Source organism: Mycobacterium sp. 1245852.3, from assembly GCF_001669335.1.
Classification (GTDB): domain Bacteria; phylum Actinomycetota; class Actinomycetes; order Mycobacteriales; family Mycobacteriaceae; genus Mycobacterium; species Mycobacterium europaeum_A.
In genome coordinates this window covers 17631-28408 of the sequence record NZ_LZLL01000202.1, presented here as the reverse complement: position 1 = coordinate 28408, position 10778 = coordinate 17631, and the positions used below count along the sequence as shown (strand labels likewise).

The following is a 10778-nucleotide window of genomic DNA, read 5'->3' as shown; positions in this document are numbered from 1 at the left end:
CCTGTCCCGCGCGCTGCGCGTCTCGCGGGCGGTGGAAGCCGGGAACCTGTCGGTGAATTCGCACTCGTCGGTGCGCTACAGCACCCCGTTCGGCGGGTTCAAGCAGTCTGGACTGGGCCGTGAGCTGGGCCCGGACGCGCCGCTGCACTTCACCGAGACCAAGAACGTGTTCATCGCGATCAAGGAGGGCTAGGCGGTGGCGGTCGATCTCACCCAACGACTGGCGGGCCGGGTGGCCGTCGTCACCGGCGCCGGCGGCGGCATCGGGCTGGCCGCGGCGCGGCGGATGCGCGCCGAGGGCGCCACCATCGTGGTGGGCGACATCGACGCCGACGCCGGTGGCGCGGCGGCCGAGGAACTGTCCGGCTTGTTCGTGGCCACCGACGTGTCCGACGAGGGCGCGGTCGACGCGCTGTTCGATACCGCGGCGCGCGCGCACGGGCGCATCGACATCGCGTTCAACAACGCCGGCATCTCCCCGCCCGACGACGACCTGATCGAGAACACCGAACTGCCGGCGTGGCAACGCGTTCAGGACGTCAACCTGAAATCGGTGTACCTGTGCTGCCGGGCGGCGCTGCGCCACATGGTGCCCGCCCGCCAGGGATCGATCATCAACACCGCGTCGTTCGTCGCGGTCCTGGGGTCGGCGACGTCGCAGATCTCCTACACCGCATCCAAGGGCGGGGTGCTGGCCATGTCGCGCGAGCTGGGTGTGCAGTTCGCCCGGCAAGGCATCCGCGTCAACGCCTTGTGCCCGGGGCCGGTCAACACCCCTCTGCTGCAAGAGCTTTTCGCCAAGGACCCGGAACGCGCCGCGCGCCGGCTGGTGCACGTCCCGGTCGGCCGGTTCGCCGATCCCAACGAAATCGCCTCGGCGGTAGCGTTTTTGGCCAGCGACGACGCGTCGTTCATCACCGCCTCGACGTTCATGGTCGACGGCGGCATCAGCGCGGCCTACGTCACCCCGCTTTAACCCAGCTCATTGGCCGCATGCGGACCGGGCGGCTCGCTGATCGCGACCAGGCGGATGGGTTCGCCGGTCCGATCCCCGATCGAGCGCTGCAGCAGGGGCGCCGCGGCCGCCCAGGCGGGCGGCACCGACAGCGCACCGACCGGCGCCGCTCGGCGCAAGGCCGCCTCGACGCCATTGGTGGCGGCCGGCTTCGGGAAGAGCGATTGCAGGGCCGCCGTCTTGTTCACCGAATTCAGGTGGGCGATCGCGAAATCCGACGGTGCGGTCACCGAGTTCAGCTTCGACAGCGGCGCGGTGACCGGGGACAGGGACGCATCGATCGTCTGCAGTGGTGACGATGACAGCCTTGCTAAAGCGTCGGGTATCACCGACATCACCTTGCCGCCGGCCGATATGACGTCCGGTGCCGATTGTAGGACCCAACTACGTTCGGCCACAGCAGGATTGCCGGGTGGTTCGGGAAAGAGAGCCATCGCCGTGGCAGCGGCCGCGGCCCGCGCGTAGGCGTACATCGCGCCGGTGTTCTGCGCCCACATCGCGTCGTACTCGGCGTCGGCGTCCGCGATCACGGTGCTGTGGTGGCCCAGACAATTCGTCGAGGCCAGCGCGAGTCGTCGGGCGCGGTTGCCGGCGATCGCCTGCGGTGACACGGTCGCCGTGAAGGCCGTCTGATGCGCGCCCGCCGCCGCCGCAAGCTGGGTGGCCGCGTGCTCACCGCGGGCCGCGACCGTCTCGAGCCAGTCGACGTAGCGTGCGGCTGCGGTGAGCGCCGCCGGGGCCAAGCCCGCGTCGGCCGCAGCCAGCTTCGCGGTCACCGCCCGATAGTCGGCCGCCGCGGTAAAGAGCCGCGCCGCCAGCGCGTCCCATGCCGCCGCGGCCCGCATCATCGAGCCCGTGCCGGGCCCCGAGTACATCAGCCCGGAGTTGATCTCCGGAGGTAGCGTCGCGAAATCCATTACAGCCTCCGCCCGAGAGTGGCGGTGTGAGTTGTGCCCGAAAACATGAGGGTGTTCCTTCACGAGATAGACGCCGGGGTTACAAGCCGGTGGGCGAGGCACGCTCGGCCCGGGCGCCACGATCAGCTACGGGCGACGCAGATCTGGGTCAAGATATCTCGGTCGGACAAAGTGACCGCCGGCGCGCGGGATCGGGCGCCGGCGGGCGCAAACCCTATCGGGGTGAACGACAACGGCACCGGCGCCAGCACCGATTGTGCCGACACGCGGTTCCAGGTCAGGGGCCGCTCCTTCGTCGTCCACGCGCTGTGGAACGGCTTGCGGTTGGTCTTGTTCGCCGGCGCGCCGACGCGCGACGCCGCCACGGCGGGCTGGCCGAGGGCGGGCAGACGACCGTGCGTCAGTCCCGCGGCCGCGCCGAGTCCTGCGGACCACGCGGCAGGCTCCGGCGGTGCCGCCGCGGAGAAGGCGGGTCGCAGCGCCGAACCCGCGATCAGGGCGGTGAAGGCCGCCAGCGCTGCGGCAACCGCGATGGCCGCCTGCCATCGCCGAGTCTCGCCAACGCCCCGGGAAACCACAGTGCACCGAATGTAGCGCGCAAAAATCGGCGAACGGTCTAAACGAGCTGTGAACTCGATCCGAGTCCGGTGTGTGTTTGCGCAGTTACGGCCCGAAAACGATGAGCGGGATGGCCATCTCCGCCGCGGTGGCTCCGCCGTGAAAGCCGACCAGGCGAGACGTTTCCGGGGGCTCGTGCGCGCTGGCCAGTACCGCAGCCTCACCGGAGCAGACGACGACCACGTCGCCGAGACGTTCCAGGTGGTGCGGGGCGACCGTCCCGAACATGCCGGTGGCCACCGCCTGCTCGCGGCCGTACACGGTGGCGCTGCCGTCCAGCAGCTCGCCCCACGCCGCCCGCACGTCGCCGGCCGCCCCCGGCACGGTGTGCAGATACCGCACCCGCGGTTCGCCGGCCACCACCTCGATTCCCTCGCTCAGCCTGGGGTCGGAGTCGAGGTCGATCCGCGCCCGCTGTGGGACGTTGATGCCGCCGTGGTCGGCGGTGACCAGCATCGCCGCGGTCGGCGGCAGCGCCTCGAGCAGGCGGGTCAGCAGCGCATCGACGTTGGTCGCCGCGTCATGCCACTGCTGCGAACCGATCCCGAAGACGTGGGCGGCGGTGTCGAGCTCGGCGGTGTAGCCGTAGACCAGCCCGGGCCCCGCGCTCAGCACGTCGGCCACCAGCCGCGCGTAGTCGTTGGCCGGATCCGCCGGGTGCAGCTCGGCGCCGCGGTAGGCGGCGTCGGTCAGCCCGCTGCCGACGAACACCGCGGGCAACACCGCTCGGGCGCTCACGCCCGCCGCCTGGAGCCGCTCGAACCACGTCGGCACCGGCTGCCACGTGGCGGGCGGCGGGTCGTCACGCCAGCGGACGTGGTTGAGCACCCGATCGGTGCCCGGCACCCGGAGCGTGAAGCCCAGGATCCCGTGCTCGCCCGGCTGCGCGCCGGTGCCAAGCGACACCAGGCTGGTCGGCGTGGTCGACGGGAACGTGCAGTCCAGCCGGGTCAGTCGGCCGGTGCCACCGGCCAGCACGGAGGCCAGCAGTGGGGCGCTGCCGGCCAGCTGGGGGAGCAGGTCCCAGCCCAATCCATCCACCAGCACGACGAGCACCCGGTCGATCCGGTCCGCGTCCACCGACTCCGCCACCGTCAGTTCGTCCGGTGGGTGCGAGCCGCCCGGGACCCCGAGCAGGGTGGCCGCGGCGGGCAGCACGTCGCGCAGAGAACCGGGCACGGGGCCAGTCTGGTGGCGAAGTCAGACGTGCGCCAGTCGATGGCCGGTCACCAGCAGCTGCCGGTTCGTGCTGTCGGTCAGCGCGCACAGCTGCACCGGCGACAGGCGGCCGCACAACCGGCCCCAGTGCATCGCCACCACATCGCCGGCGGCCACGTCGGGCACCGCGCTGTAGCCGTCAACCCACACGTCGAGCACGCGCGCCGCCGGTGTCGACAGCGCCAGCGCCTGACCGTCCCAGGTCAGGCTGCGGCACAACACCTCAACGCGGTCCGCGTCGCGGGAAAGCACTGTGCCGGAAGTGATTCGGCAGTTGTCCAGCACGCTCAGCGGTTGTGCGTCGGTACCGCGGCCCAGGAAGCGCGTCCACGGATATACCCCGAACACGTGGAAGCAGTGGTTGCCGGCCGCCTCGCCCGCCAGATCCGCGGTGAGGTGCGACCAGTAGTGGCCCGCCTGCGGGCCGATGATCTCGAGCAGCGCGTCGAAGAATCGCTGCGAGTCGAGGTCGGCGGCGACGCCACCGCCGAGCCAATAGGATTCGACCAGGCGGTAATCCAACGGGTCGGCGATGCCGGTCAGCTCCGACAGCACTCGCAGATACGGCCAGGCCCCGGAGAACTGCGTCGCCGCCCTGCGTACGTCGGCGACCGACCCGCCCCGCAGGGTGGCTCCCAACGGCGGACCGCAGTAGCCCAGCGCGTTGGGCGCGTAGGCGTAGCGCGCGAACATCTCGGCACCGCGGGAATCGGTCAAGTGCGCCCCACCAGCTTGACCGCGTCGCGGTGCATGCGGCCGAAGTTGTAGTAGGCCGCGCACGCCCCTTCGGGCGAGACCATGCACGTTCCGATCGGGGTCTCGGGTGTGCAGGCGGTGCCGAAAACCTTGCATTCCCAAGGCTTGAGCACACCCTTGAGCACCTCACCGCATTGGCAGGCCTTCGGGTCGGCGACCCGCACGCCGGGCATCGCGAACCGCAGCTCGGCGTCGAATTCGGCGAAGTCGTCGTGCAGCCGCAGCGCGCTTTGCGAGATGAAGCCCAGCCCGCGCCATTCGAAGTGGGGCCGCAGCGCGAACACCCTGCCCAGCAACGCCAGGGCCGCGGGGTTGCCACGCTCGGGCACCACGCGCTTGTACTGGTTCTCCACCTCGCAGCGGCCCTCGCGGATCTGGCGCAGCAGCATCGCTACCGAGGCGAGGATGTCCAGGGGTTCGAAACCGGCCACCACCAACGGCTTCCGGTACACCTCGGGCACGAACCGGTAGGGCCGGTTGCCGACCACGGTGGACACGTGCCCGGGTCCGATGAAGCCGGACAGCCGCAGGTCCGGCGACTCGAGGATGGCCCTGATCGGCGGCACGATCGTGACGTGGTTGCAGAACACGCTGAAGTTGGGCAGGCCCAGCTCGCGGGCCCGCACCAGAGTCACCGCGGTTGAGGGCGCGGTGGTCTCGAAACCGATGGCGAAGAACACCACTTGTTTGTCGGGGTTGTCGACCGCGATCTTGCACGCGTCCAGCGGGGAGTAGACGAACCGGACGTCGGCCCCGCGGGCCTTGGCGTCCAGCAGGCTGCCGTGCGAGCCGGGCACCCGCATCATGTCGCCGAAGCAGGTGAAGATCACATCGGGCTGGCCGGCCAGCCACATCGCGTCGTCGATGCGTCCCATCGGGATCACGCAGACGGGGCAGCCCGGGCCGTGCACCAGTTCGACGTTGTCGGGCAGCAGGTGTTCGATGCCGTGCCGGTAGATGGTGTGCGTGTGACCGCCGCACACCTCCATGAACTTGAACTCCGCACCGTCGGTCCCGGCCAGGTGCTCGATGGCCACCAGCAGCTTGCGCGCCGCGGCCGGGTCGCGGAACTCGTCAACGAATTTCATTGCCGCTCCTCGTTACACGATGGCCGACGAATCGAAGGCCTGCATTTCGGTCGTGTAGGCGTCGCCGAGTTTCTTGATGGCCGCCAGCGTCAGCAACGCCTCGGTCTCGTCGATCTTGGCCATCGCGAATCCCACATGCACCAGCACCCAGTCGTCGGGTGCGGGCAAGTCGTCTTCCAGCAGCCGGACGCTGATGGTCCGCTGCACACCACTGACGTCCACCTTCGCCAAACAATTGGCGGGGTCGGTGATCTCGACGATCCGGCCCGGAATTCCAAGACACATCTGATTACCTCCTAGCAGATCCGCGGCAACGGATCCCCGACGAGCATGTCGACGATCCGGGTGCCGCCGAATCCCGTACGCAGGACCACGCTTTCGGCGGGTTGGGTGACGATTTCCCCGACCTCGGCCGCATCGGCACCCAACGGATGCGAGCGCAACGCGTCCAGACCGGCCGCGGCCTCCTGCGGTGCGACGACGGCGACGAACTTGCCCTCGTTGGCGACGTAGAGCGGATCGATGCCGAGCAACTCGCAGGCACCATTGACCATGGGCGCCACCGGGAGTCGCTCCTCGTCGAGCAACACCCCGAGGCCGCAGGCCTGGGCCAGCTCGTTGCACACCGTGCCGACGCCGCCGCGCGTCGCATCACGCATCCATCGGGTGGACGGGGCGGCCGCCATCAACAGCTCCACCAACGGGCTCACCGACGCGGTGTCGGAGGCGATGTCGGCCTCGATGGCCAGATCACCCCGGGCCAGCATCACCGCCATGCCGTGGTCGCCCATGGACCCCGACAACAGCACCTTGTCGCCGGCGCGCACCGACTGCGCCGACAGCGTGCGGCCCGCGGGGATGACACCGGTTCCGGCGGTGGTGATGAACAGTCCGTCGGCCGCGCCTCGGGGCACCACTTTGGTGTCGCCGGTGACGACCTGCACGCCGGCGGCCGCGGCCGCCGCGGCCATGTCGGCGACGATCTCCTTCAATTCGGCGATTCCAAAACCCTCTTCGAGCACGAACGCCGCCGAGATCCAGGACGGCACGGCGCCGGCCACCGCCAGGTCGTTACAGGTGCCGTGGATGGCGAGGGCACCCAGGGAGCCCCCGGGAAACCGGCGGGGCTGCACCACAAACGAATCCGTGGACATCGCCAGCCGCTCGCCGCCGGGTAAAGCCAGGACGGCGCCGTCGCCCAGCGACTCGAGCAGCGGGTTGCGGAACGCCTCGACGAACACGGCGTCCACCAGCGCCGCCGATGCCTTGCCGCCGGCGCCGTGCGCCAGCGTCACGTGATCGTCGAGCAGCCGGGGGCGGCGCCGGCGGAACGACTCGATCCGCTCGATCACGTCACCTTCGCCGAACCGCGGTCCCGACGACAGGTAGTCACTTGCCGGGTTGTTCATCACGCCGCCCCCAAACCCTGATCGCTGCCGAGGTTTTCGTGGACGGCCAGCCACAACTGGTAGCCGACCAACGCCTGCGCCTCCTGAATTCGGTGCACGCTCTGCGAACGAACGACGAAGCAGGCGTCCACGTTCGGGTTGTCCACGAAGGCGCCGCCGTCGTAGCCGGCGAAGCCGATGGTGTACAGGCCGCGCTTGTGCGCCTCGGCCAGGGCGGCCAGCAGGTTGGGCGAACCGCCGCTGGTCGACATCGCGAGCGCGATGTCGCCGTCCTTGGCGCGGGCGATCAGTTGCCGGGCGAACACCAGCTCGAACCCGACGTCGTTGCCCAACGCGGTCAGGATCGCCTGGTCGGCGGTCAACGACCACGCCGGCAGCGGCTTGCCCAGCGGTGGCCGGGCGAACAACCTCGCCAGCGTGGTGCAGTCGGTGCAGCTGCCGCCGTTGCCGAAGGTGAACATCCTTGCGCCGGCGGCGAATCGGCGGGCGAGCTCGGCGGCGGCCGCCGCCAGCAGCTCGGCGTTGGCTTCGAGCGTGGACCGCCGCAACGCCAGGCTTTCCGACGCTTTGGCGTGGGCGGAGGCGGCCAGGTCGGCGAGCAGCGCCGACGGGTCGTCTTCTTCGGCGTCGATGAACGGGTACAGGAAATTGGTGGGTTCGTCGGCCGGGCTCATGAAACGTCCTCCTCATCCACGCGACTGATCGCCATGCCGGCATGCACCAGCACCAACTCACCCGGAGCGACTGGGTCGACGAGCGTGGTGACCACGTCCTCGACCCCCCGGGCGGTGCGCACCCGGGCTTGTCCGCCGACCGAAGCGCTGACCACTTCGCCGAGCCGGCCCTCGTCGCTGCATGTGACACAGACGTCGTCGTCGGGGTTGGGTTTGAGCAGCCCGGAGTGTTCGAAGCACACATGGGTCAGCTCCCACAGCAGGTGGTAGAACAGCACGAAGCCGCCGGTGGCCGGGACACGCGGGTCGGGATCGTCCAGCCAGAGCACATGATCGGCCATCGCGGCCGCTGGCCGCTCGCCGCTGCCGATCCAGATCGTGGTGGCGCCCCAGGCCGGTGCGCGGCGCATCACCGAGCGCACCTGCGCGTCGTCCGCACCCGAGACCGCGACCACGATGTCGCCGGGCCGCACCGAGACCCGGACCAGATCCACCAGATCGGGCCCGGTCAGCGCGACCGCCGGCAGGGCCCGTTTGCCCATGATCACCGGATGCACGAATTCCACCGCGATGTGCAGCGCGTGCGGTTCCCACGACGGCGCGATGGACCACATGGTCGCGCCGGCGGCGAATCGTTTGGCCAGTGTCAGGGCGGTGGCGGCGAGGTCTTCGGCCAGTTCGGCACTCAGGCCGCGATCGATGGCGGTGGTGATCATCGCGTCGACTCCTCCTGCGCGATCAGCACCGAGACCGCGGCCTGGCCCAGCGCCAGCCCGCCGTCGTTCGGCGGCACGACATGATGGGTGAGAACTTCAAACCCGTTGTGCTGCAGCCTCGTACGACAGGCCCGTAACAACAGCACGTTCTGGAAAACCCCGCCGGTGAGGCCCACCAGCCGGGTGGGGCCCGCCACCCGGGTGACCACCTCGGTGACGGCCTCGGCGACCGCCCGGTGAAACGCCGCCGCCAGCGTCGCCGCTGGCGTTCCGGCGTACAGCGCCGCGACCATGGTCTGCACCATCGGGGCGGGATCGATCACCCCGTCGGGGCGCACCGCCAGCGGCAGCGACGGCCGCGCGGACTCCACGCCGACCGACTGGGCCAGCGCCTCGAGTTCGATCGCGGCCTGTCCCTCGTAGTCGATGCGGTGTCGCACTCCGAGCAGGGAGGCGACCGCGTCGAACAGGCGGCCCATGCTCGAACACGGCACGCAGCCCGTCCCGGTCTCCAATTGCGAACGGATGAGCCCTAGTTCGTCGGCGCTCGCTGCGGCCACCGGCGCCAGGTCGGGGGTCCAGTCGATGTCGGCCATCCACAACTGGGACAGCGCCATCCGCCACGGGTTGCGCACGGCGGCGTCACCGCCGGGCAGCGGCACCGCCAGCAGGTGTCCGGCCCGCACGAAACGGTGGCTTCGCGTTCCGAGGGCCAAAATCTCACCGCCCCAGATCGTTTCGTCACACCCGTAACCGGTGCCGTCGAAGGAGACCCCGATGATGGGTTCGCCGAGGCGACCGTGTTCGGCCAGCAGCGAGACGACGTGGGCGTGGTGGTGCTGCACCAGGTCCAGCGGGCGCTCGTCCGCGTGGCGCTCGGCCCAGCTGCGGGTGTGATAGCCGGGGTGTAGGTCGGCGGCCAACCGCACGGGCCGGCCGCGGATTTCGCTGAGCTGGGACACCGCGCGCTCGAACGCGCGCAGCGTCTCCCAGGTGGCCATGTCGCCGATGTGGCCGGACAGGTACGCCCGGCCGCCGTCGGTGAGGCAGCAGGTGTTCTTCAGTTCGCCGCCCACGGCCAGCACGGTGGGACCCTCGATGTGTAGGTCGACCGGCAGCGGCGCATAGCCCCGGGACCGGCGGACGGGCAGCTCGTGGGCGCCCTGCTCGTCGTGGACGACGCGCACCACCGAGTCGTCACACGGCACATGGATGGGCCGGTCGTGGTCGAGGACCGCGTCGCACAGACCGGGAAGGCGTTGCGCCGCATCCTCCTCGGTGAAGCAGATGGGCTCGTCGGAGCGGTTGGCGCTGGTCAGCACCAGCGCGTCGGGCCCCGGTCCGGGACCGTCCGGCACCGCCGCCAGCAGCAGGTGATGCATGGGGGAGTAGGGCAGCATCAGGCCCAGCAGCGGGCTGCCGGGCGCGACGCCCTCGGCCACCGCGGCGCGAGGGCGCCGACGCAGCAGGACGATCGGGCGGGCCGGGCTGGCCAGCACCGCGGCCTCGGCGTCGTCGAAGTAGGCATAGCGGCGCGCCACATCGAGATCGCGGACGAGCATGGCAAAGGGCTTGGCGCCGCGCGCTTTCCGTGCCCGCAGCGCGGCGACCGCGGTTGCGTCGTCGACGGCGCAGGCCAGGTGGTAGCCGCCGATGCCCTTGACGGCCACCACCGCGCCGGAGGCCAGCGCGGCCTGGGTGGCGCTCAGTGCCGCATCGGAGCCGGTCACCCGGCCGGCCGGCGAGGTGAACCACAGCGTCGGCCCGCAGTCGGGGCAGGCGATCGGTTGCGCGTGGAAGCGGCGATCCGCCGGATCGTGGTATTCGGCGGCGCAGCGCGCACACATGGCGAACGCCGACATGGTGGTGGCCGGCCGGTCGTACGGCAGTCGCTCGATGATGGTGAACCGCGGCCCGCAGTTGGTACAGGTCACGAACGGGTGCCGGTACCGCCGGTCGCGCGGGTCGAACAGTTCGGCGAGGCAGTCGTCGCACACGGCGATGTCGGGTGGGATCGGCGTGGTCGCCCCGCGAGCCAATCGGCTTGGCGCGATGCGGAATTCGGGCGGGCAGGCGGGGTCGACCGCGACGTCGGCGACGTGGACGCCGGTGATCCGCGCCAGGGGCGGCGCCTGCGCCCGCAGCCGGCGTGCGAACTCCGCCACCCGCTCCGGCCGGCCCTGCACCTCGAGAAACACCGCACCCGAGTCGTTGCCGACAAACCCGGCCAGACCCAGTTCGGTCGCGATCCGGTGCACGAACGGGCGGAAGCCGACCCCTTGAACCACGCCGGTCACCATGACGCGTCGCCGCACCCGGGTCTCTTCGGGCCGCAACAGCATCGTGGCTTCGGCAATTTCGGTCATC

General features: G+C 70.4%; 12 protein-coding genes. 2 read left to right on the top strand and 10 right to left on the bottom strand.

The annotated features are described in order from the left end of the window. Positions 1–193 (top strand): aldehyde dehydrogenase family protein (locus A9W96_RS09300; RefSeq protein WP_156765172.1); only part of this gene is annotated, 193 nt, incomplete at its 5' end. A gap of 3 nt (positions 194–196) precedes the next feature. Next, the gene (locus tag A9W96_RS09295; RefSeq protein WP_067139202.1) at positions 197–976 is read left to right on the top strand and encodes a 3-oxoacyl-ACP reductase; all 780 of its coding nucleotides are present in this window, start codon (positions 197–199) and stop codon (positions 974–976) included. Here A9W96_RS09295 and A9W96_RS09290 read toward each other — a convergent pair. The 10 genes from A9W96_RS09290 to hypF form a co-directional block, all read right to left on the bottom strand. Next, on the bottom strand, positions 973–1932 hold the full coding sequence (locus A9W96_RS09290) for a PPE family protein (RefSeq protein WP_067139199.1): 960 nt from the start codon (positions 1930–1932) through the stop codon (positions 973–975). The two genes, A9W96_RS09295 and A9W96_RS09290, sit on opposite strands and share 4 nt — an antisense overlap. Before the next feature lie 122 nt (positions 1933–2054). Continuing rightward, positions 2055–2510 carry a hypothetical protein gene (locus tag A9W96_RS09285; protein WP_067139196.1) on the bottom strand — a complete coding sequence of 152 codons (456 nt, stop codon included), beginning with the start codon at positions 2508–2510 and terminating at the stop codon, positions 2055–2057. A gap of 85 nt (positions 2511–2595) precedes the next feature. Beyond that, positions 2596–3729: an alkaline phosphatase family protein gene (locus tag A9W96_RS09280; RefSeq protein WP_067139193.1), complete on the bottom strand. Its 1134-nt coding sequence runs from the start codon at positions 3727–3729 to the stop codon at positions 2596–2598. A gap of 21 nt (positions 3730–3750) precedes the next feature. Continuing rightward, positions 3751–4485, bottom strand: coding sequence for a DUF6390 family protein (locus tag A9W96_RS09275; RefSeq protein ID WP_255362948.1), 735 nt, complete (start codon positions 4483–4485; stop codon positions 3751–3753). Beyond that, positions 4482–5612, bottom strand: coding sequence for a hydrogenase formation protein HypD (gene hypD / locus A9W96_RS09270; protein ID WP_066870306.1), 1131 nt, complete (start codon positions 5610–5612; stop codon positions 4482–4484). The genes A9W96_RS09275 and hypD overlap by 4 nt, the downstream gene beginning before the upstream one ends. 12 nt (positions 5613–5624) lie before the next feature. After that, positions 5625–5897 (bottom strand): HypC/HybG/HupF family hydrogenase formation chaperone, encoded by a 273-nt coding sequence (locus A9W96_RS09265; RefSeq protein ID WP_066870309.1) that lies wholly within the window; start codon positions 5895–5897, stop codon positions 5625–5627. A gap of 11 nt (positions 5898–5908) precedes the next feature. After that, a complete protein-coding gene (gene hypE / locus A9W96_RS09260) occupies positions 5909–7021 on the bottom strand; it encodes a hydrogenase expression/formation protein HypE (RefSeq protein WP_082972112.1) in 1113 nt (370 codons plus the stop codon). Continuing rightward, positions 7021–7695, bottom strand: coding sequence for an SIS domain-containing protein (locus A9W96_RS09255; protein ID WP_067139187.1), 675 nt, complete (start codon positions 7693–7695; stop codon positions 7021–7023). Before A9W96_RS09255 ends, hypE begins: the two co-directional genes overlap by 1 nt. Next, positions 7692–8411: a HypC/HybG/HupF family hydrogenase formation chaperone gene (locus A9W96_RS09250; RefSeq protein ID WP_067139184.1), complete on the bottom strand. Its 720-nt coding sequence runs from the start codon at positions 8409–8411 to the stop codon at positions 7692–7694. The genes A9W96_RS09255 and A9W96_RS09250 overlap by 4 nt, the downstream gene beginning before the upstream one ends. Continuing rightward, positions 8408–10777 (bottom strand): carbamoyltransferase HypF, encoded by a 2370-nt coding sequence (gene hypF, locus A9W96_RS09245; RefSeq protein WP_067139181.1) that lies wholly within the window; start codon positions 10775–10777, stop codon positions 8408–8410. Before hypF ends, A9W96_RS09250 begins: the two co-directional genes overlap by 4 nt. Between the last annotated feature and the right edge of the window lies 1 nt (position 10778).